The sequence below is a fragment of the Arthrobacter silvisoli genome (genome assembly GCF_003369445.1).
Taxonomy (GTDB): Bacteria; Actinomycetota; Actinomycetes; order Actinomycetales; family Micrococcaceae; genus Arthrobacter; species Arthrobacter silvisoli.
On the sequence record NZ_QRCU01000062.1, the window covers coordinates 38,490 to 59,118 of the forward strand.

General features: G+C 66.7%; 21 protein-coding genes. 11 read left to right on the forward strand and 10 right to left on the reverse strand.

The features are described from left to right. Positions 1-51 precede the first annotated feature (51 nt). Positions 52-522: an SRPBCC family protein gene (locus DWV11_RS14640; protein ID WP_115789652.1), complete on the reverse strand. Its 471-nt coding sequence runs from the start codon at positions 520-522 to the stop codon at positions 52-54. Between the two features lie 325 nt (positions 523-847). On the opposite strand from DWV11_RS14640, the gene clpB reads away from it, so the two are divergent. Beyond that, a complete protein-coding gene (gene clpB, locus DWV11_RS14645; protein WP_115789653.1) occupies positions 848-3,514 on the forward strand; it encodes an ATP-dependent chaperone ClpB in 2,667 nt (888 codons plus the stop codon). Positions 3,515-3,558: 44 nt separating this feature from the next. Here the strand turns inward: clpB and DWV11_RS14650 are convergent, their stop codons facing one another. Next, the gene (locus DWV11_RS14650; protein WP_245953672.1) at positions 3,559-4,161 is read right to left on the reverse strand and encodes a septum formation family protein; all 603 of its coding nucleotides are present in this window, start codon (positions 4,159-4,161) and stop codon (positions 3,559-3,561) included. A gap of 244 nt (positions 4,162-4,405) precedes the next feature. Here DWV11_RS14650 and DWV11_RS14655 point away from each other — a divergent pair, with 244 nt between their 5' ends. After that, positions 4,406-4,633 (forward strand): DUF3073 domain-containing protein, encoded by a 228-nt coding sequence (locus tag DWV11_RS14655; RefSeq protein ID WP_115789654.1) that lies wholly within the window; start codon positions 4,406-4,408, stop codon positions 4,631-4,633. A gap of 242 nt (positions 4,634-4,875) precedes the next feature. Here the strand turns inward: DWV11_RS14655 and DWV11_RS14660 are convergent, their stop codons facing one another. Then, positions 4,876-5,340 (reverse strand): MarR family winged helix-turn-helix transcriptional regulator, encoded by a 465-nt coding sequence (locus DWV11_RS14660; protein ID WP_115789655.1) that lies wholly within the window; start codon positions 5,338-5,340, stop codon positions 4,876-4,878. A 234-nt stretch (positions 5,341-5,574) separates the two neighbouring features. On the opposite strand from DWV11_RS14660, the gene DWV11_RS14665 reads away from it, so the two are divergent. The 3 genes from DWV11_RS14665 to DWV11_RS14675 all read left to right on the forward strand — a co-directional run bounded on the left by DWV11_RS14665 (position 5,575) and on the right by DWV11_RS14675 (position 8,141). Continuing rightward, entirely contained in the window at positions 5,575-6,183 is a 609-nt protein-coding gene (locus DWV11_RS14665) for a M73 family metallopeptidase (protein WP_115789656.1), read from the forward strand. Positions 6,184-6,230: 47 nt separating this feature from the next. Next, positions 6,231-7,709 (forward strand): LamG-like jellyroll fold domain-containing protein, encoded by a 1,479-nt coding sequence (locus DWV11_RS14670; RefSeq protein ID WP_115789657.1) that lies wholly within the window; start codon positions 6,231-6,233, stop codon positions 7,707-7,709. A 102-nt stretch (positions 7,710-7,811) separates the two neighbouring features. Next, the gene (locus DWV11_RS14675) at positions 7,812-8,141 is read left to right on the forward strand and encodes a histone-like nucleoid-structuring protein Lsr2 (RefSeq protein ID WP_115789658.1); all 330 of its coding nucleotides are present in this window, start codon (positions 7,812-7,814) and stop codon (positions 8,139-8,141) included. 138 nt (positions 8,142-8,279) lie between these two features. Here DWV11_RS14675 and purM read toward each other — a convergent pair whose 3' ends face one another. From purM to uraD, 5 genes are all read right to left on the reverse strand, one after another. Continuing rightward, positions 8,280-9,446, reverse strand: a complete 1,167-nt coding sequence (gene purM, locus DWV11_RS14680; RefSeq protein ID WP_115789659.1) for a phosphoribosylformylglycinamidine cyclo-ligase — start codon at positions 9,444-9,446, stop codon at positions 8,280-8,282. Further along, entirely contained in the window at positions 9,443-11,050 is a 1,608-nt protein-coding gene (gene purF / locus DWV11_RS14685) for an amidophosphoribosyltransferase (RefSeq protein WP_115789660.1), read from the reverse strand. The genes purM and purF overlap by 4 nt, the downstream gene beginning before the upstream one ends. Positions 11,051-11,123: 73 nt before the next feature. After that, the gene (locus DWV11_RS14690; RefSeq protein ID WP_115789661.1) at positions 11,124-11,453 is read right to left on the reverse strand and encodes a hypothetical protein; all 330 of its coding nucleotides are present in this window, start codon (positions 11,451-11,453) and stop codon (positions 11,124-11,126) included. A 68-nt stretch (positions 11,454-11,521) separates the two neighbouring features. Continuing rightward, positions 11,522-11,863 carry a hydroxyisourate hydrolase gene (gene uraH / locus DWV11_RS14695; protein WP_115789662.1) on the reverse strand — a complete coding sequence of 114 codons (342 nt, stop codon included), beginning with the start codon at positions 11,861-11,863 and terminating at the stop codon, positions 11,522-11,524. Then, positions 11,860-12,357: a 2-oxo-4-hydroxy-4-carboxy-5-ureidoimidazoline decarboxylase gene (gene uraD / locus DWV11_RS14700; protein ID WP_115789663.1), complete on the reverse strand. Its 498-nt coding sequence runs from the start codon at positions 12,355-12,357 to the stop codon at positions 11,860-11,862. The genes uraH and uraD overlap by 4 nt, the downstream gene beginning before the upstream one ends. Before the next feature lie 280 nt (positions 12,358-12,637). On the opposite strand from uraD, the gene DWV11_RS14705 reads away from it, so the two are divergent. After that, entirely contained in the window at positions 12,638-13,732 is a 1,095-nt protein-coding gene (locus DWV11_RS14705; protein WP_115789664.1) for a pyridoxal-phosphate-dependent aminotransferase family protein, read from the forward strand. A gap of 52 nt (positions 13,733-13,784) precedes the next feature. Here the strand turns inward: DWV11_RS14705 and DWV11_RS14710 are convergent, their stop codons facing one another. Both DWV11_RS14710 and DWV11_RS14715 read right to left on the reverse strand, forming a co-directional pair. Further along, positions 13,785-14,036: a hypothetical protein gene (locus tag DWV11_RS14710; protein WP_245953673.1), complete on the reverse strand. Its 252-nt coding sequence runs from the start codon at positions 14,034-14,036 to the stop codon at positions 13,785-13,787. A 198-nt stretch (positions 14,037-14,234) separates the two neighbouring features. After that, entirely contained in the window at positions 14,235-15,161 is a 927-nt protein-coding gene (locus DWV11_RS14715) for an Lrp/AsnC family transcriptional regulator (protein WP_168404718.1), read from the reverse strand. 261 nt (positions 15,162-15,422) lie between these two features. Between DWV11_RS14715 and DWV11_RS14720 the strand changes: the two genes are divergently transcribed. The 5 genes from DWV11_RS14720 to DWV11_RS14740 are packed head-to-tail and all read left to right on the forward strand — an operon-like array spanning position 15,423 to position 20,594. Further along, positions 15,423-16,274 (forward strand): ABC transporter substrate-binding protein, encoded by an 852-nt coding sequence (locus DWV11_RS14720; protein ID WP_115789666.1) that lies wholly within the window; start codon positions 15,423-15,425, stop codon positions 16,272-16,274. A 37-nt stretch (positions 16,275-16,311) separates the two neighbouring features. Next, entirely contained in the window at positions 16,312-17,046 is a 735-nt protein-coding gene (locus tag DWV11_RS14725) for an amino acid ABC transporter permease (protein ID WP_115789667.1), read from the forward strand. Beyond that, positions 17,043-17,834: an amino acid ABC transporter ATP-binding protein gene (locus DWV11_RS14730; protein ID WP_115789668.1), complete on the forward strand. Its 792-nt coding sequence runs from the start codon at positions 17,043-17,045 to the stop codon at positions 17,832-17,834. The genes DWV11_RS14725 and DWV11_RS14730 overlap by 4 nt, the downstream gene beginning before the upstream one ends. Continuing rightward, positions 17,824-18,870 carry a C-terminal binding protein gene (locus tag DWV11_RS14735; RefSeq protein WP_115789669.1) on the forward strand — a complete coding sequence of 349 codons (1,047 nt, stop codon included), beginning with the start codon at positions 17,824-17,826 and terminating at the stop codon, positions 18,868-18,870. The genes DWV11_RS14730 and DWV11_RS14735 overlap by 11 nt, the downstream gene beginning before the upstream one ends. A gap of 50 nt (positions 18,871-18,920) precedes the next feature. Beyond that, the gene (locus DWV11_RS14740) at positions 18,921-20,594 is read left to right on the forward strand and encodes an amidohydrolase (RefSeq protein WP_115789670.1); all 1,674 of its coding nucleotides are present in this window, start codon (positions 18,921-18,923) and stop codon (positions 20,592-20,594) included. The last annotated feature ends 35 nt before the right edge of the window (positions 20,595-20,629 follow it).

Here is a 20,629-nt window from a genome sequence, read left to right on the forward strand (position 1 = left end):
AGTACGACGGCGCGCTGCCGCCAGCCACGGGGGAATCCTTAGGAAATTCTTTCAGCCTTGCCGCTTGGCAGCCTCGGTGCCGAGGGCGGCCAGGCCCTTTTCGAAGTCCTTGCCCACCATCTTGTCCATGTTCATGAACAGGGCGAACAGTTTGGACATGAGGGTCTTGTTCTCGCCGGTCATTGCCCAGGTGACCCGGGTGGCGCCGCCTTCCTGGACGAAGGTGAAAAGGGTGGGGTTCACGCTCTTGAATGGCTTGATGAACTCCAGCCTGATCTGGACACGGGACGGCTCATCCGAACCAACAATCTCCATGTTGCCGGAGCCCACCTTGCCATTGCCGGTCCACGCGTATTTGGCGCCCACACCGGACTCGGGGCCGGAGTAGCTGCGGCTGAGGTTCGGGTCCATGGCTTCCCACGGAGACCAGTGGGTCCATTCGTGGAAGTCATTGACCAAAGGGAAGACCGCTGACGCGGGTACGGGGATGAGCGCGCTTCGGGAAACAGAAAAGGTTGCCATGGCCACATGGTACGACTGTGACGGAGCAAACAGGCGGCAGGCGCCCGGCCGTACCGCGTTGGGCGACCCTGCTACATTCCGGGGATGTCGAGCGCCGGGTAGATCTGGATGCTGGATCCGCCTCCGCTCAGCTTGTTCCTAGGACGCGGCTTCGCCGCCCGGGAGGGGCGCCCGGTACTCGTTTTTCGGGCCCGCTGGACAGCCGTTCCGCGGTGGGCAAGCATGGACCGCAGAAGACGAAAATAAAGTTGAGCGTGATAGACTCAAGTTTATAAAGTCATCGGACTCAACTTTGAATTTTCAGCTTCCCGAAAGGAGCTCTTTCTTGGACGTCAAATTCACCACCAAGAGCCAGGAGGCTCTTTCGGCGGCAGCCATGAACGCCTCGACGGCGGGGAATCCGCAAGTCGAACCGGCCCACCTCCTCAAGGCCCTCATGGACCAGCGCGAGGGCGTCGCTGTCGCGCTGTTGCGTGCCACGGGCGCGGACCCGGACGCGGTGAGCGTCCAGGCGAGCTCCGCGATCAAGGCGCTGCCGTCGTCGTCGGGCAGCTCGGTGCAGCAGGCGCAGCTCTCCCGGCCTGCCCTGCAGGCCATCAAGGCCGCCGAAAGCGAAGCGGAAAAGCTCGGCGATTCCTTCGTCTCCACCGAACACCTGCTGCTGGGCCTCTCCGCTGGAAGTGACGCGGTCGGGAAACTGCTGCGCGACGCCGGGGCCTCCCATGAAGCGCTGCTCGCCGCCCTGCCGGGTGTCCGCGGCGACCGCAAGGTCAACTCCCCGGATCCGGAGAACACCTTCCAGGCGCTCGAGAAGTTCGGCACGGACCTGACCGCCGTGGCGCGTTCGGGCAAACTGGACCCGGTGATCGGCCGCGATTCCGAAATCCGCCGCGTCATCCAGGTGCTCTCGCGCCGCACCAAGAACAACCCGGTGCTGATCGGCGAGCCCGGCGTGGGCAAGACCGCCGTCGTCGAGGGCCTGGCCCAGCGCATGGTGGCCGGTGACGTGCCGGAGAGCCTGCGCGGCAAGACGCTGGTGGCTTTGGACCTGGCCTCGATGGTGGCCGGTGCCAAGTACCGCGGCGAATTCGAGGAACGCCTCAAGGCCGTGCTGGAGGAAATCAAGAGCTCCGAGGGCCAGATCGTCACGTTCATCGACGAGATCCACACCGTGGTGGGTGCCGGTGCCACCGGTGAGAGCGCCATGGATGCCGGAAACATGCTCAAGCCCATGCTGGCCCGCGGCGAGCTGCGCCTGATCGGCGCCACCACCCTGGACGAGTACCGCGAGAACATCGAAAAGGACCCCGCCCTGGAACGCCGCTTCCAGCAGGTCTATGTGGGCGAGCCGAGCGTGGATGACACCATCGGGATCCTGCGCGGCCTCAAGGAGCGTTACGAGGCGCACCACAAGGTGGCCATCGCCGACTCCGCCCTCGTGGCCGCCGCGACCCTGTCCAACCGCTACATTTCCGGCCGGCAGCTGCCGGACAAGGCCATCGACCTCGTGGACGAGGCCGCGTCCAGGCTGCGCATGGAGATCGATTCCGCTCCGGAGGAGATTGACCAGCTCCGCCGTGCCGTGGACCGGCTCACGATGGAAGAGCTCGCCCTCCAGGGCGAGACCGATGCCGCCTCCGTGGAGCGCCTCGCTGCGCTCCGTGCGGACATGGCGGACAAAAAGGAAACCCTGGCCGCACTCAACGCCCGGTGGGAAGCGGAGAAGGCAGGGCTCAACCGCGTCGGTGACCTCAAGGCGAAGATCGACGAACTGCGTTCCGCCGCGGAGAAGTACCAGCGCGAAGGCGACCTCGAATCGGCGTCGCGCATCCTCTACGGCGAACTGCCCGCACTGGAACGCGAGCTGAATGCCGCGGCGGCGGAGGAGTCTGCCCGGACGGGAACGGGCGACAGGCCGGACCTCATGGTCGCGGAGGAAGTCACCGCGGATGACATCGCCGAGGTCATCTCCGCCTGGACCGGCATCCCCGCCGGGCGCATGCTGCAGGGCGAGTCGCAGAAGCTGCTGCACATGGAGGAAGAGCTGGGCAAGCGCCTGATCGGCCAGCACAAGGCCGTCACCGCCGTCTCCGACGCCGTCCGTCGCGCCCGCGCCGGCATCTCCGACCCCCACCGGCCCACCGGCTCGTTCATGTTCCTCGGCCCCACCGGCGTCGGCAAGACCGAACTGGCCAAGGCCCTGGCGGACTTCCTCTTCGACGACGAACGCGCCATGATCAGGATCGACATGTCCGAATACGGCGAAAAGCACTCGGTAGCCCGCTTGGTCGGTGCCCCTCCGGGCTACATCGGCTACGAGGAAGGCGGCCAGCTCACGGAAGCCGTGCGGCGCCGCCCGTACTCCGTGGTGCTCCTGGACGAGGTGGAGAAGGCCCACCCCGAAGTCTTCGACATCCTCTTGCAGGTGCTCGACGACGGCCGCCTCACCGACGGCCAGGGCCGCACGGTCGACTTCCGGAACACCATCCTGGTGCTGACGTCCAACTCCGGCAGCCAGTTCCTGGTGGATCAGTCGCTGGACGCCCGTGCCAAGCAGGAAGCCGTGATGTCCGTGGTGCGGGCTTCCTTCAAACCGGAGTTCCTGAACCGCCTGGATGAAATCGTGCTGTTCGATCCGCTGAGCGTGGACGAACTGGCGGACATCGTGGAACTGCACGTGGCCGAGCTCGGCAAGCGCCTGCACGGCCGCCGGCTTACCCTCGAGGTCAGCGACGGCGCCCGGGCCTGGCTGGCGATGACCGGCTTCGATCCTGCTTACGGTGCCCGGCCGCTGCGCCGCCTCGTGCAGCGCGAGATCGGCGACCGGCTCGCCAAGGAGATCCTGGCCGGCACGATCGCCGATGGGGACACTGTGCTGGTGGACACCGCCACCGACGTCGACGAACTCACCATTGAGGGACTCGAGGCCCTTGCCGGGCCCGACGGCGGTGCTCCTGCCGGCGCCGGCCTGGTGGTGCGCCGGAAGGACTGATTCGTCGCGCGGGTTCCCTGCTTCCGGCAGGGAACCCGCCGGCCCTATTTCTGGAGGACGCTTTCCTTCAGTGTGTTGCCCGAGTCCACCACGATGAAGCAGTCCACGCGGCGGTCGCCGCTGTCCCAGCTGGTGGAACTCGGATAGACGTTCTGTTGGAGCAGCTTGTAGTTGCGGGAGGCCTCGTTCAGCATCACGGTGAGGCAGACCGCGCGCCCCTTGTCCCGCAGGGCGTTGGTGCCCGGGAAGCTGTCGTTCTCCTTGTAGCTGAACACGGCGCCAAGCTGGGCGGAGTGCGGCGTGGTGCATTCCACGGCGCGGGCCTTGTCGGCATTTGAATCGAAGTCCGCAAAGCAGTCGCCGACGCGGTAGTCCTTGGACTCGATGTCAGCAGGCAGCGGAGGGCGGCTGGCGGAGGCCGCGGCTCCCGGGCCGCCGGCGGGCTCGGGGCGGTTGCCGAAGACGGAGACCAAGGTCCAGATCAGTGCGATGATCAGCAACAGCACGAAAAGGACGACGCCGCCGATGATCAGCCGCTGCCTGGTCAGGAGGTCCATCGGCCTGCGGGACCATGCCGGCCGGTTGGCGGGCACGGCGTCGCCGTATCCGTCCTCCGTGTTGTCCGGGAAGGGGTTTTCCTGGCCCATGTCCGAATCCGTGCCTTTCCTGCTTAGCGAAGCTCACCTTTGGGAGACTTTACCCAAGTTTTGCCCGCGCCCGCCTGCCATGGTTCACACGGGGCTGCCGGGGTGCCAAGGGTGGGTCCGCGTGGCACGCAGTCGCTCCAGAAAGCATGTAATCTAGACATACGACAAATTGACCAAACATTCCGGGGCCTCACCGATCGCCAAGGTGACCACCTCCGGTCCAAGTACAAAAGGGGGTCACGCCATGGGGCGCGGCCGTCAAAAGGCAAAAGCTACCAAGCAGGCTCGGGACATCAAGTACTACTCCCCGAACACTGACTATTCGGCCCTCCAGCGTGAGCTGACGGGGCCATCAAGTCGTGCGGTGAGCCACTTCGATGACGATCCCACGGAGCCGGATTACTCGGCCTATGCGGACAAGTACGCACAGGATGACGAAGACGACGAGGTAGACTCGCGCCGCATCGGCTAGTTGGCGTGTGCGGTGCCGCCAGGCACCGGCGACGCCACCGCCGTCGTACTTGCATCTCCCGCACTTCCGCCTACCCGGAACGACACCGGGAAGCACAGTTCTTCACCCGCAGGGTGCGCCCCAGGCGCCCCCTGCGGGTATTTTGCGTGCCTTGGCTATAAACGTGCCTGGCTATGAACGTGCCTGGCTATCGAGCAGATCGGCCCGGTGGGCAGATTGATTGGCCGGCGACGGTGCCGGAGCTAAGCTGCCGACCCGCCGGACCCGCGCGGAGTGGAAGCGTCGAGGGATGCCGAGAGGGCCTCGATGAATTCCGTCTGGTCGCCGAGGTCGCTGTGCGGGCTTGCGTTGAAGGCGGCCATGACGGCGTCCAGGTACAGCCTGTTGACCCACCGCATCGCCTGACGTCCGCCGGGCGTGAGCGCGAGCTTGATACTGCGCCGGTCGGTGGGATGCGGTTGGCGCACCATCAGGCCCGCGCGCTCGAGCCGGTCGATCATGGTGGTCATCGATCCGGTGGTGAGGTCCATGAGCTCGGAAAGCTTCTTGGGGGTCAGGCCCTCCTGGTCGGCGGCATGCGAGAGCGCGTTCAGTTCGGCCATGCTGACGCCCAGTTCCTTGGCGATGCCCGCACGCAAGTTACCGCTCGTGAGCTGAAGCTGGCGCAGCAGCAGAACGAACGGCACGTAATCAGCTGAGCTGGCCATTGCCGGACTCCCTAATAGCTTGATGTGAAAGTTACCTCAGTATAGGGCTAGCTCGTCAAGCTTGCTCGGTTTTCCGTCGGTTCCAAGCCGGACGACCCGTTTTAGCTTGATGAAAATATAGCTTGATAAAAATTTTGCTTGACGATCAAGTGAAATTTGCTACGCTGGTTTCGAGCCCGCGGCAGTGGCTCACCCGATGAGGTCTCAATCGGCCCACAGCTTTCAGGAGTCACCATGCGTCACTCAGTTCACGCAGCCGTCATCGCAAAATGGGCTGCCGTTCCTGCGGCACTGGTCGTCAGCGGCCTGCTCGTGTCCCAGGCGTCGTACTCGGCGTTCAGCGCAACCACCAACAACGCCGGCAACAGCTGGGCTTCCGGCACCCTGGCCCTGAGCAACGATGCATCCGGGACGGCGCTGTTCTCGGCCTCCAACATCAAGCCGGGTGACGCGGGAAGCAAGTGCATCACCGTTTCCACCACGGCAAACGTCGCCAGCACCCTGAAGCTCTATGCCTCCAGCTACAGCAAAGGCACCAAGAGCCTCGGTGACCGTATCAACGTCACCGTCACCAGCGGCAGCTTCCCGGGCGCTGCCCCGGCCAACGGCGCCTGCACCGGTTTCACCGCCGGCTCGGTTGCCGTCGCAACGACCTCGCTGACGTCCTTCGCCGCCGCCTCGAGCAGCTACGCGACGGGTGCAGATTCCTACGCGCTGCCCGCCGGTGGTTCCCGCACCTACAAGGTCGACTGGACCTTCGCTACCGCGGGCTCCACTTCGGCAGACAACGCGTACCAGGGCGACACCGCCTCCATCGGGTTTACCTGGGAGTCCCAGAGCTAGACCCTCCGTGCTTGCCGCCACCCGTCCCACCCTGCAGGAGCCCCCGAATGTTGCCGACAGAACAAGCAGCCGCAGCGGATGCTGCCGCGACTGCCGGCGACCCGGGGGAGCCGAAAGGGCACTCCATTTCCCAGCAGTGGCTGCGCGTTCTGGGCGCCGCGCTGGGGCGGGTGGTGGTGATTCTTGCGGTCACCATGATGGGCTGGGCCTCCGCGCCCGCCCTCCTTGGCTGGCAGCCCACCACCGTGGTGAGCGGCTCCATGGAACCGACCATCTCGGTGGGCGACGTCGTGGTTTCCCGCCCCGCGGGAGCTCAAGACCTCATACCCGGGCGCGTGGTCCTGGTGGACGACCCGGACCACGCCGACCGGCTCCGCCTCCACCGCATCGCCGCGGTGAACCCGGACGGCTCCCTCGTCCTGCGGGGAGATGCCAACGCGGCCAACGACTCCTCGAGCGTGTGGCCCTCGGCCGTGCACGGCGTGGGCTACCTGAGGATCCCGGCAGTCGGCCTGCCGATCGTCTGGGTCGGCAAAGGCCAATGGACACTGCTTGTCATCGGCGTCGTAGTGCTGGCCATGGCGCTGGCCATGACGAGGCTGGACAGGCACTTCGCCCGGCCGGGACGGAAGGACGCCAAGTCCGGAAGCCGCCGTCGAGCAGACTGGAAAGCCAGGCTCAGGCCGGCGCGGCGGACAAGCTGCCTGGTGTTGTTCCTGGCTGCCGCGGCAGGCCTCGCCGGAGGTGCTGTCATGACCGCCCCCATGGCGCACGCTGCATTCGCCGGGACGAGTTCAACCGAAGCCAGCACCCTGTCGTCCCGGGCGTTCTTCAGCTGCACGGCTGCGGCCCTTGCCGACGCGCCGTCCCTGTTCTACGGCTTCAACGATTCGCCGAAACCGGCCACCGCCGTCACTGACAGCTCCGGTGCCGGCGACGACGGTACCTTCCGCATGACGGCGTCCCTCAGCACCTCGGTTCCCTGCGCAGGGGACGGCGGCAACAGCGCAGATCTTTCCGGCCTCCGGTACATCGCAACCACCACCTCCAGCAGCGGGCCGACGGTGTTCAGCTGCGAAATGTGGTTCAAGACCAGTTCGATCCTCGGCGGGAAGCTGGCCGGATTCCAGGACTCCAAGAACAATGCCCTTGGCACCAACGACCGCAACCTCTACATGCGGGCCGACGGGAAGTTGGTCTTCGGCGTCGCCCCTGGCGGCACCATGCAGACGATCGTGTCGCCCGCGGCCTACAACGACGGCGCATGGCACCACACCGTGGTCACCCTTTCTTCCGCGGGAATGAAGCTCTACGTCGACGGCGCACAGGCAGCCTCCTCGGCCTCCGTCACCACGGCCCGGAGCGGCTACACCGGGTACTGGCGCTTCGGCGACGGCGACCTCACGGCCTGGCCCGGTGCCGCTCTGTCGGCGTTCAACGGCCAAGTGGACAACATCGCCATCTATGACACCGCCGCCCTCACCCAGGCGCAGATCCTGGCACACTTCCAGGCGGCTGCGCCATGAGCCGCCGGACCGCCGCGCTGACCGCGGACACAGACTTCCGTCCGGAACCGGGTTCCGGAACCCCACTGAAGGCACGCTCACGCGATGAAAGGACCATTGGCCATGAACAAGCAGAATGACTTCCTGTTGCTGGACGACTTGGATGGAAGCAGCGCCGACGAGAGGGTGCGGTTCGCGGTCGATGGCATCGACTACGAAGTGGACCTGTCTGCGGCGAATGCTGCGGCCTTCCGCTCCTACCTCGGGGTCTTCATGAACGCGGGCCGGCGGAAAGCGTCGGCTCCGGCTCCCCAGGGCAAGAAGGAAGCGCCACTTTCCGTGACGGCCAGGATCCGTCGCTGGGCCGCGGAACAGGGCTACGAACTGAGCAGCCGGGGCCAGATCCCCAAGTCGATCGTGCAGGCCTTCCAGGCCGCCGAAGCCGGTGCCTGAGCACCAACACGGGGTCACGTACGGCCCATACGGGGCTGGCGGATGGGCCGTACGTGACCCCGCGTTGCACAGCGCCGCCTGATAACGCAAAAGCGGGCCGGCAGTTCATCACTGCCGGCCCGCTTTCGTCGTTCCCGCTTAGGCGTAGGCGTTCACCAAACGGACGGCTCCGCCGTCGACGCCCTTGGCGCCCTGGACGTAGTCCGGACCGCTCTTGTCAAGCGAGCTCAAACCGGAGTCCGTCGAAACGGTGCCCATGATCCAGGACGGCAGGCCGCGCTCGTTGAGGCGGGCCACTGCGGCATCGGCGATTTCCGGGGACACGATGGCCACCATGCCGACGCCGAGGTTCAGGGTGCGCTCGAGGTCGGCGAGCGGCACGTTGCCGAGCTCGGAGACCAGCTTGAAGATGGCCGGCAGTTCCCACGTGGCGCGGTCGACGGTGGCGACGAGGCCCTGCGGCAGCACGCGGGCCAGGTTGGCGGCCAGGCCGCCGCCGGTGACGTGGCTGAAGCCGTTGACACTGCCGTTGGTGGCAGAGCTCCTGTTCACCGGGAAGGCACGGGCCAGGTCCAGGCAGTCGGCGGCGTAGACGCGGGTGGGTTCGAGCAGTTCCTCACCCAGGGTGCGGCCGAGTTCGGAGACCTGGCGGTCCAGGGCCCAGCCGGCGTGGTTGATGACGCGGCGGACCAGGGAGTAGCCGTTGGAGTGCAGGCCGGAGGAGGCCATGCCGATGACGACGTCGCCGGCCTTCACGCGCTCCGGGCCCAGCAGGGCGTCGGCCTCGACAACACCGGTGGCTGCGCCGGCGACGTCGTACTCGTGCTCGCCCAGCAGGCCCGGGTGCTCGGCGGTTTCGCCACCCACCAGGGCAGTGCCGGCCACGGAGCAGGCGGAGGCGATGCCGCGGACGATCCCGGCGATGCGCTCGGGGACCACCTTGCCGCAGGCAATGTAGTCGGTCATGTAGAGCGGCTCGGCGCCGACCACCACGATGTCATCGACCACCATGCCCACCAGGTCGAACCCGATGGTGTCGTGGATGTCCATGGCCTGGGCGATGGCGACCTTGGTGCCTACGCCGTCCGTGGAGGTGGCCAGCAGCGGCCTCTTGTAGCTCAGCAGCTTGGAGACGTCGTACAGGCCGGCGAAACCGCCGACGCCGCCCAGCACCGAGCTGTTGTGCGTCGCCTTGACGGCGTCCTTCATGAGCTCGACTGCGCGGTCGCCCGCTTCGACGTCGACGCCGGCGGAGGCGTAGGTGATGCCTGAGTTGTTTTCGGCGGCGGGGGAGGCGGAGGTCATACAGACTCTTTCTTGTCGGCGTCGGTCAGCAGGTTCTCAAACTCGGCGTCGGGTCCTGGATCGCAGCCCGTTGCGCCCGGCTTCTCTGCCGGGTCCTCTGTGTCATTCAGGGAAGCGTTCGACGCCGGCAGCCCGCCGAGGTCGGCGCGCTCCAGCAGGTTCTTGCCCAGTTTGTCCGAGCCCGGGAGCTCGATGGGGTACTGGCCCGTGAAGCACGCGGTGCAGAGGCGTTCGCGGGGCTGCTGGGTGGCCCCGATCATGCCGTCTTCGGAGATGTAGGCGAGGGAGTCCGCGCCGATGGCCTGGGAGATTTCCTCGATGGTGGCGCCGTTGGCGATCAGTTCCGCGCGGGAGGCGAAGTCGATGCCGTAGAAGCACGGCCACTGCACCGGCGGGGAGGAGATCTTGATGTGGACCTCGGCTGCGCCGGCCTCGCGCAGCATGCGCACGATGGCGCGCTGGGTGTTGCCGCGGACGATCGAGTCATCCACCACCACCACGCGCTTGCCGCGGATCACGGACTCGAGGGCGTTGAGCTTGAGCCGGATGCCGAGCTGGCGCAGGGTCTGCGAGGGCTGGATGAAGGTGCGGCCCACGTAGGCGTTCTTGACGAAGCCGTGCGCGAACGGGATGCCGGATTCCTCGGCGTAGCCCACGGCGGCAGGGGTGCCGGATTCCGGGACGGGAATGACGATGTCGGCCTCGTGGGTGTTTTCGCGGGCCAGCTGGCGGCCCATCTCCACGCGGGATTCGTACACCGAACGGCCGTTGATGGCGGCGTCCGGGCGGGCGAGGTACACGTATTCGAAAACGCAGCCGGCCGGCGTCGCGTCTGCGAAGCGCTGGGAACGGACGCCGTTCTCGTCGATGGCGATGAATTCGCCGGGTTCGATTTCGCGGATGAAGCTGGCGCCCACGGTGGCGAGGCCGGCCTGCTCGGAGGCCACCACCCAGCCCCGCTCCAGGCGGCCGAGGCACAGCGGGCGGATGCCGTAGGTGTCGCGGGCTGCGTAGAGGGTGCCTTCGTCCATGAACACGAAGCAGAAGCCGCCCTTGATCTTGGGCAACAGCTCCATGGCCGTCTCTTCGAGGGTCTTGCCGGGCTCGCCTTCAAGGAGGGCGGTGACCAGGGCGGTGTCCGAGGTGTTGCCCTGCTTCATTTCGCCGGTGAGCTGGCCGTCGTTGCGCTCGAGGATCATTTCGCGCAGTTCGGCCGTGTTGGTCAGGTTGCCGTTGTGTGCCAGGGCAACCGTGCCGGTGGCGGTCGCGCCCAAGGTGGGCTGTGCGTTGGCCCAGTGGCTGGCTCCAGTGGTGGAGTAGCGGCAGTGGCCGACGGCGAGGTGCCCGGTGAGGGTGTTCAGGGTGGTTTCGTCGAAGACCTGGGACACGAGGCCCATGTCCTTGTAGACATTGATGCGCTTGCCGTCACTGGTCGCGATGCCAGCCGACTCTTGTCCGCGGTGCTGCAGCGCATACAGCCCGTAATAGGTGAGTTTTGCTACCTCTTCGCCAGGGGCCCAGACTCCGAAGACGCCACAAGCGTCCTGGGGTCCTTTTTCGCCGGGGAGAAGATCATGTGAAAGTTTTCCGTCGCCACGTGCCACTGGTCGATTGTCTCACGTCCCGGGCGTGGTATTTTCCGCCGACTCGGATTGTGACCCGTCCGGGGGTGTGATCTCAGTCGTCGCCGGGTTCGTCATCGGCCACGGCTTCCACGATGGCGTGTTCGCTGCGGCGGATGCTCAGGCGGTCCAGGATGAGTGCCACGATGCAACCGAGGATCACGCCGGCCGCCGCGAAGGCGACGGTGAAGAAGCCGAACACTGCGCCGGCGTCGAACTGCGGATCGGCTGGCAGGCCGAATGCCACGAAGGCCGCAACCACAATCCCGAGGAGCCCGCCGAGCACCATGAACGGCACGAAGCGGGGCGCGCGGCGTACCGTGATGCGCCGCTCCGGAGCGCTGTCCGCGGAGTTGCCGGTGATGTTCGAGTCCTCAGAAACCATGCCTTCCAGCCTACCGGCTTCCGCCCTGGCCCAACTGACTCGCAGTCAGTTGGGCGGGCAGGGAGGGGCTAGCTGCCGCGATAAGTGGAGAAGGCGAAGGGGCTCAGCAGCAGCGGCACGTGGTAGTGCTCGCCGGCGTCGGACACGGTGAAGCTCAGGTCGACCTCCGGGAAGAAGGTCTCCGTTCCGAGGCCCGCGTAGTACGCGCCGGTGGCGAAGTTGAGCTTGTACGTGCCGCCCGGGACCCGCTCGGGGCCGAGGTCCTTGATCCGGCCGTCGGCATCTGTGGTGCCTTCCGCGACGGGAGTCCAGTTGCCGCCGTCGAGCACTGACAGCACGACGGCGACATCCGCCGCCGGGCGGCCGGAGCCAGTGTCGAGGATGTGGGTGGTGATCTGGGAAACGCTCATGCGCCGATTACTCCTTCAAGGCGGAGCAGTGCGATTTCGCGGAGCTGCTGGGCCACGATGCGGTCTTCTTCTTCGGGGGTGTGGTTGAGTCGCTCGTTCAGGGAAGCGAGGATTTCCTGGGCGCTGCGGCCGGCAGCGCGGATCAGGAAGACCCGGTTGAACTTCTCTTCGTAGGCCCGGTTGCCTTCGGCCAGCGCGCGGGCGGTGGCGTCGTCGCTGGGGTCCACGCCGGACTGCTCCGAACGGGACATGGCCGCCTCGGTGGTAGTGGCCTGTGGGCGTTCGCCGATGCGCGGGTGGTGGGCGAGTGCGGACTCGAGTTCTTCCGCAGTGAACGGGGCGGCCGCGTCCTTGGCGAAGGCCAGGAGGTCATCCTTGCCACTGAACGGCCGGGCGTCGGCAATTTCCCCCACCCAGCGCTCGACGTCGAGGCAAGGGCGCAGGACTCCGACGGCGTCCGCACGGTCTGCGCTGTTGAATACTGCAAGCTGCATGCTTGTTCATTCCTCGTGCAAAATGCTGGCATCCATGGTGACGGCTATGCGGAACTCCGGCGGTGGTGCCGGATGGGCAGGCGCCACACGGCAGCCAAACCTTCCACATCATGGAACTGTTATTTCAGCATGCGTAATAGTTAAGCGGAGCCGACGCGCCGCTGTCAAGGACTTTGCGGTCAAGCGCGGCGGCAAGACCGCTGGCAAGAGCGTACCGCCCGCGGCGGCCCTGGTGCAGAATTGGCCCAACGGTTGCCCCGACGGGTGAAGGAGTCCGCACATGCCAGCCATCTTGACGTCCAGGTACCTGTTTGGCCCCGGCCCGGGCAACGCCTATCCGGAAGCCATGGCCGCCCTGTCCCATCCGGTGATCGGACACCTCGATCCCGTGTTCATCGAACGGCTGGACCGCACCTGCGCCGGGCTGCGGACGGTCTGGGGGACCGCGAACACCCGCACCCTGCCGCTGAGTGCCACCGGTTCCGGCGGCATGGAGGCCGCGTTCGTCAACACCGTGTCCGACGGCGACGTGGCCGTCGTCGCGGTCAACGGGCTGTTCGGTGAGCGCATGTGCGAGGTGGCCCGCCGCTGCGGCGCCACCGTGGTCCGCGTGGACCACGCATGGGGGCAGCCGGTGGACGCCGAACGCGTCCTCGCGGCGCACCCGGCGCCCAAGGTGATTGCCGCGGTGCACGCGGAAACCTCCACGGGCGTCCTCTCGGACATCGCCACCCTGGGTGCGAACAAGGGCGACGCCCTGTTCATCGCCGACGCCGTGACCTCGATCGGCGGCCTCGAACTGCTGGCCGACCAATGGGGGATCGACGTCGGCTACGCCGGAACCCAGAAGTGCCTGGGTGTGCCGCCGGGGCTGTCCCCGTTCACAGTCTCGGAGCGGGCCTTCGAGCGGCGCATCCGCGATCCGCGTTCCTGGTACCTGGACATCGGGCTGCTGGGCGGCTACGCCGGGGCGGCCACCGGCAGCCGGACCTACCACCACACCGCCCCGGTCACCATGATCGCCGGACTCGAAGCGGCCCTGGACCGGATCCTCGCCGAAGGACTCGAAGCGGTGCAGGCCCGCCACCACGCGGCCGGCGCCGCGCTGCGCGCCGGGCTGCAAGAACTCGGCCTGGAACTGTTCGCGGCCGAAGGCAGCCGGCTGGACAGCCTCACCACCGTGAAAGTGCCCGACGGCGTGGACCCGGCTGCCGTCCGCGGGTACCTGTTGCGCAACTTCAGCATGGAGATCGGCGCCGGAGTCGGGGCGTTCAAGGACATTGTCTGGCGGATTGGAACCATGGGGCCGAATGCATCCCCGGCCACGGTGACGCTCGTGCTGGGCGCGCTGAAGGAGGCGTTGGCGAAGGCGTGAGCCTTTGTCGCTGGCCTGGCGTGAACCCGGCGGTGCGGCTCAGCGGTGCGGCTCAGCGGTCGGGCGACTCGCCGTTGCCCACGGCCTCGATCCAGTCGATGGCATCGTCGGAGAAGTGGTAGCCGTTGGAATCGGTTTCGCCGGACCACCAGGCCTCGGATGCGATGGAGCCGCCGACGTCCACGATCTCCCTGATGATGGACTTGGGGACGGCGTCGCCGTTGTTGTCGATCAGCCACTGCTGCGTGGCCGGCGTCAGCCTCCGCCACCACTGCGCCATCTCCAAGGGCTCCTCGAAGTTCATGGGCACAGTGTCCCACTTCGGGTCCCCGGGGACGAGGGGTATGGGGACCCACCGGGCGAGCTCGAGCGCCGCGGGCTCGCCGGAAATTTCCGGCGACCCCGCGGCGCTCCCGCGAGCTCGCTGAATTTGCCCGCGCCTTACGGGTCCGGGCGCTACAGGTCCGGGCATGAGGGGGTGGGCCTACACGAGGGGGCGGGCCTACTTGGCCGGTGCGGCCGCCTTCGCGGCGAGCATCTTGTCCAGCGGCTTCGCGTACCGTTCCTGGACGATTCTCAGGTGCAGCCAGGATTCGACGCGCGCCACGGAATCCATGGCGCGTACCTTGTCCAGGATCCCGTACATTTCATCGAGGGAACTGACGCCGACGGTGGCCACGAGATCGTGCCTGCCAAGGCAACTGGCGATGAACTCCACGCCGGGCGTGGCCGCGAAGAAGTCCACGGCCTCTGCACTTCCGCCCGCAGTGGAGATGCCGAAGCCGAAGGCCAGGGCGCGGGAAGATCCTGATCGGCTCCGGATGGGGCCGATCTGCATGACACGCGCCTCCAGCAGGCGGAGGACCCGCATTCTGGCGGCGCTGGCGGAAAGCCCCACGCGTTCGCCCAGCGTTTCGAAACCGAGCCTGCCATCCACTTGCAACTCGCCCATGAGCAGCAGGTCCGTGTGGTCCAGCTCCAGCCTGGGATCCGGCGGCTCCTGGCCCAGGAAGAGGCTGCGGACCACGTCCTTGTACATCAGGACCTCGACGGCGGCCACGCCGTCCGCGAGCCGGACCGTTTCGATGTCCTCGTAAAGGCGCTCCATGCTGGGCAGCCGCAGTTCGGCCACGATGCCGTACTTGCCCGTGGTCAGCGAGGCGAATACGGCTCCGTCCAGGCGCGCCAGGGTGTCGAGGGCAGCCTGCGCCGAGCCGTTGAGCTGGATGGAAATATGCGCGACGGCGGTCAGGCCCAGCAGGCGCGGGTGGACCGCGGCCACGACCCTAAGTTCGCCAGACGACAGCAGGTCATTGAGCTTGGCCGTGACGGTGGAACGGGTGACGCCAAGTTGCTTGGACAGTTCGCTGAACGAGGCCCGGCCGTCGGCCTGCAGCAAACGGATCAGGCGCTCGTCCAGAGTGTGCATGGTTCTCACCTTAACTGTCCTGTCTCCCGCTGAGGTTTCGTCCCGCAATAATCGCATGGTTTCGCGCTTGAAACTAAAGATTTGGAGTCTTCACGCGATCAAACTGAACAAAAGCTCTGTAACAGAGAGAGTAATCGCTTGATTTGCCATCTTGTTTCGTTACTATCGTGACCAGCGCCACACCGGTTCCCCTCCGCCGTCGCGCATCCGCTTCACTGTTCAGCATCGCCATCGCATCCGACCGTTCATTGGAGACAGCACATGTCCACGTTCACCAAGCCCGCGCTTGCCGCGGCCGCCCTCGCCCTTCTCCTGAGCGGCTGCTCCGGCGCCGCCAGTTCCTCGCCGTCGGGCCAGTCCCCGGACAAGGCGCCCAAGGGGCTGGCCACCAGCGGGAAGCTCACGCTGTGCATCGACCCCGAATACGCCCCGCTGGAGTACTACGCCAACGGCTCCAGCGGCGAGATCGTGGGCTTCGACGCCGACGCCGCCCGGGCACTGGCCAAGCACTGGGGCGTGGAGGCCAAGTTCGAGGTCACCACGTTCGACGGCCTGATGCCCGGCCTGCAGACCCGACGCTGCGATGCGATCTTCGGCGGCCTGTACATGAGCAAGGCACGCTTGGAAGTTGCCGACGCGGCACCGGTGATGAACGCCGGGCCGGCGATCCTGGCGGCACCGGACAACACCGGGAAGTTCAAGGAGCCGCTGGATCTCTGCGGGCACTCGGTCGCGGCCCAGAGCGCCTCGGCCAACGCCGCCCGGATCGCCGCGCTCAAGGACGAGTGCAAGGCCGCCGGCAAGGACGAGCCCCGCCTCACCGAATACCCGAAGACCGCCGAAACGGTGCTGGCCGTGCTCAACGGCAAGTCCGAGGCCCTGATCGAAACCAACGTCGCCGCCGCCTACATGGCTTCGCGGAACGAAGGCAAGCTCAGCGTGGCGCCGGGCGTCTTCCCGCCGGACACCACCTTCGGTGTCTTCACCCGCAAGGGCGACCAGCTCAGCCCGGCGGTTGCCGAGGCACTGAAGGCGCTGCACGACGACGGCACCCTCGCCAAGATCGCCACCCAGTACAAGCTCGATCCGGCGATCGTCGACGTCAAGCGCTAAGACCTCACGCACCCAAGACACTGAAAGGAGTGTCCTGATGGAATTCGACGTCGGCATTTTCCTCCAACAGATCGTCAATCCCAGTTACTTGAGCGGCGCGTTCCTGTCCGTTGCCGTCGCCGTGCTGTCCTTGGTGCTGGCCACCGTGATCGGCTTCGTCGTTGCCCTCGGCCGCACCTCCCGGAGCCGCGTGGCGCAAGGCGCAGCCGGACTCTACACCTGGTTCTTCCGGGCGATCCCGGCGCTGCTGGTGCTGCTCATCATCTGGAACGCCCTGCCGCAGCTCTTCCCCGTGCTGCGCCAGGAGTGGTTCTCGCCCTTCATCGCCGCGTTCATTGGCCTGGGGGTGGTGGAGGCAGCGTTCATGGCCGAGATCATCCGCTCCGCCCTGCTCAGCGTGGACGAGGGCCAGGCACTCGCGGGCCGGGCGCTGGGCATGTCGCCGGCCAAGGTCATGCTGAAGGTCATCCTTCCGCAGGCCATCCGCATCGCCCTGCCGCCCACCGGCAACGAGTTCATCGGCTTGGTGAAGTTCTCCTCGCTGGCCTCGGTGATCTCCCTGCAGGAACTGCTGACCACCGCCCAGGTGGGCGTGAACATCACCTTCCGCTACGCCGAGTACTACGCCGCGGCAATCGTCTACTACCTGATCATCGTCAGCTTGCTGACCCTGGTCCAAAGCCAAGTGGAGAAGAAATTCGTATGGACCTCACGGACAAGATCCAAGAAGCTTCCCAGGCCGGAAACCGCAGGCCAGGGGGTGTTCTCATGAGCGAAGCAAACGCCCCCGTCAGCCCGGTCCTCAGCGTCCGGAAGCTCCACAAGCGCTACGAAGACCAGCACGTGCTGCGCGGCGTCGAGTTCGACATCCACAAGGGCCAGGTCAAGGCCGTGCTGGGTCCCTCCGGTTCGGGCAAGTCCACCATGCTGCGCCTGATGGCGCTGCTCGAACCGGCCGACGACGGCGAGATCCTCCTGCACGGGCGGCGCATCGGGGTGCGCGATGGGAGAGCACCGGGCGGCCTTGCCGTCGCCTTGCCGGAGCGGGAACTCGCCAAGGAACGCCGCAACATCGGCATGGTGTTCCAGAAGTTCAACCTGTTCCCGCACCTCTCGGCGTGCCGCAACGTGATGCTCGGCCTCACTTCCGTGAAAGGCATCCACCACAAAGACGCCGAGGAGCAGGCGATGGCCATGCTGGCCAGCGTGGGCCTGTCCCACCGCTCCGGGCACTTCCCCTCGGAACTGTCGGGCGGCCAGCAGCAGCGTGTCGCCATCGCCCGTGCGCTGGTCATGAACCCGGACGTGCTGCTCTTCGACGAACCCACTTCCGCCTTGGACCCGGAGTTGGTGGGCGAAGTCCTGGACGTCATGGAATCCCTCGCCAACGACGGCATGACGATGATCGTGGTCACCCACGAGGTCCGCTTCGCCCGCCGTGTTGCCGACGAGGTCACCCTGTTCGACGGCGGCGTGATCGTTGAGCAGGCCGCCCCGGACGAATTCTTCGACAACCCGCAGCACGAGCGCACCAGGAAGTTTCTCAGCCATGTCCATTAGTCCGCAGGCCCCGACGCCGGAGGAAGCGCCGTCCGGCACCCAAACGGGCCGCCGCCCCCTCGCCGTCTACACCGATATGGAAGACCTCGACTACTCCGCCGGTCTCGCCCTGCTGGAGGAGAACGGCTACGACGTCCGGTATCTCGGCACGCAGGATCCCAAGGTGATCGCCGAACAGGCCAAGGACGCCGAGGCCCTCCTGGTGGGGTACGCCCCCGTGACGGCCGCAGTCATGGACGCCATCCCGGGCTTGAGAATCATCGCCCTCGTGGCCATGGGCTTCGACAATGTCGACATCGAAGCGGCCCGGGAACGTGGCATCTGGGTCAGCAACCTCCCCGGTGTCGCCACCGAGGAAGTGGCCACCCATGCGCTGGCACTCGCGCTCGCCGTGACGCGCGAGATTCCGTTCTTCCAGGGGCGCGTGGCCGACGGCGATTGGAACACCCGCCCGGACAGCAGGGTGTTCCGGCTCAGCCAGGAGCGCTTGGGGCTGATTGGACTCGGACGGATCGGCAGCCGGCTGGGCGAAATCGCGTCCGGCATTTTCGGCGAAGTGATCGGCTACGACCCCTATCTCCCGGACACCCCGGACACCCAGGGGATGCTGGCAAACGCGGGCATCCGGCGGGCCGGCCTGGAGGAGGTCCTTGCAGAATCCGCCGTGGTGTCCTTGCACATGCCGCTTACCGCGGAAACCCGGCACATCATTAGCGCCGAAAGCCTTGCGGCAATGCGGCCGGGAAGCTATCTGGTCAACGTCAGCCGCGGAGAGCTGATTGACAACGATGCCCTGCGCGCCGCCGTCGATTCGGGGCACATCCGCGCGGCGGCCCTGGACGTGCTCGATATTGAACCGGCACCGTCCGGCCACCCGCTCATGGGCCATCCCCGGATTCTTGTGACGCCCCATGTGGGCTTCCTGTCGGACGTCACCCTCGCCGAATACGTCAGGATCCAGGCCCAGAACGTCGTCTCCCACGCCCGTACGGGTTTCCCGGACACGCCCCTGTTCCAGCTGGAACCCGCAGTCTGACTGCGACCGGTCCCGGCCGAACCCCCCATTCCAAACACGAAAAGGTACCCATGTCACGACTGGCATCCCACGAAACCTCGCCCATCGCCCCCTCGGCGACCATCTTCCACGGCGGACGCATCCGCACCGTGGACGAACAGAACTCCACCGCGGAGGCGATGCTCGTTATCGGCAACCGGATTGCCGCCGTCGGGAACCCGGAACACTGCCGTGCCGCAGCCGCTGAACTGACGACGGCGGCGCCCGCCGTCGTCGACCTCCAAGGACGCACGGTGGTGCCCGGCTTCCTGGACCCGCACGCGCACCCGCTCATGTACGGGCAGCTGTTGTCCTGGGTGGACTGCGGGCCGGACGTCGCGCCGGATATTCCCACCATGCTTGAGCGGCTGAAGAAGGCCGCGGCTGGGACTCCCGGCAATACCCCGATCCGCGGCTACGGCTACGAACACCGCAACCTGGCCGAACGCCGCCACCCCACGCGGCAGGAGTTCGACACGGTCTCCACCTCGCGCGAGGTGTACGTGATGAACGCCAGCGGCCACGGCGGCGTCGTCAACAGCTTCGTGCTGGAGCAGGCGGGGATCGGCAAGGACACCCCCAACCCGCCCGGCGGCACTTTCTTCCGGGACGCCGACGGCGAGCTGACCGGTGAGCTCTCCGACGCCGCCTGCGACATCCTCACCGGGGCCGAAGGCGTGAAGCTGGGCCACCACGGACCCAACTTCCACCTGGGCGACAGCAAGGAGCAGCACCGTGCCCAGCTGCTGCACGCCCAGCGCGAGTTCCTGAGCCACGGCGTCACCACTATCGGCGATGCGCAGGTGACCAAGCGTGAATTCTCCGCATACCTGGATCTTGTGGAGCGCGGCGAACTGGTGGCCAGGGTGAATGCGTATTTCCTCTCAAGCCTGCTGGACGAGGTGCTGGAGCTGGGACTGGTGGACAAGTTCGGCGACTCGCTGCTGTCCTTCGCCGGCATCAAGCTCTATGCCGACGGCACGCTAGGCGGCTGGACGGCCTACTTCCCGGAGGGTTACCGGGACGATCCCTGCCGTACGGGTTCCCTGTACCACGAGCCCGCCGAGTACAAGGCGTTGGTGGCCAAAGCCCATGGCGCAGGACTGCAGACGGCCACGCACGCGCAGTCGCCCACGGCCATCCAGCTGGTGCTGGACGCCGTGGCTTCGGCGCTTGAGGCTTCGCCGCGGAAGGACCACCGGCACCGGATCGAGCACTGCGGACTACCCACCCTGGAGCAGATCGACCGCATGGCCGAACTCGGGATCATGCCCGTCAACCAGCCGCAGCACTATTACAACTGGGGCCCGGGCGTCACCGATGCCATCGGTTCGCCGGGGGAGCGGTTCAACCCGCTGGGCGAATTCGTGGCCGCGTCCGTGCCTGTGACCATGAGCTCCGACGCGCCCGTGGCCGATCCCCGCCCGCTCGAAGCCATCCAGACCTCCGTCACCCGGCTGACGCGCTCCGGGGTGCAGTTGGGCGGCGACCAGCTGAAGATCGACGCCGTCGAGGCCCTCCGTGCCCACACCATCAACGGTGCCCGGGCCATGGGACGTGAGCACGAGCTCGGTTCCCTGGAACCGCGCAAGCTGGCCGACTTCGTGGTCCTGGCGGCAGATCCCCTGGAGGTGTCCCCTGGCGAGATCAGTGGCATCGAGGTGCTGGAAACCTGGGTCAACGGGGTGCAGGTGTACGCGGGATAGGGGGTTCCGGTTCGCTCCGCGGCAGGGCACCGGCG